The sequence below is a fragment of the Cedecea sp. B1(4) genome (assembly GCF_059414925.1).
Genome location: NZ_JCAHMZ010000206.1, coordinates 1 through 323 on the forward strand (window position 1 = coordinate 1; position 323 = coordinate 323).

A 323-nucleotide genomic window follows, 5' to 3' on the forward strand; every position below is an offset into this window, starting at 1 on the left:
GACCGCGAGCTCGGAATTCCAGCCGCTGTCGAAATGCACCGCCAGCGGGCGCAGGCCAAGGCGTCGAGCAGTGTAGGCGACATAGGAACTGTCCACGCCGCCACTCAGGCCCATGATGCAGTCGTAATCCTTGCCTTTCCCGGCTTCCTTGATGCGCGCAACCATGGCGTCCAGCTCTTGGGTGCGTTCGCCGCGCGTGGCACGGTCGACGACGTCCCGAACCATGAGATCATAGCGTTGGCAATGGTTGCACACGCCCTGCTCATTGAAGGAGATGTCCGGATCGGTGGTGTCCATGACGCAAGTCGTACATCTTTGGTAAG

The 323-nt window shown here is 60.7% G+C and carries 1 pseudogene; it reads right to left on the reverse strand.

The window, feature by feature from the left end:
- Nucleotides 1-297: pseudogene (locus tag ACR6JA_RS22630) on the reverse strand (N-acetyl sugar amidotransferase); the annotation flags it as partial.
- Between the last annotated feature and the right edge of the window lie 26 nt (nucleotides 298-323).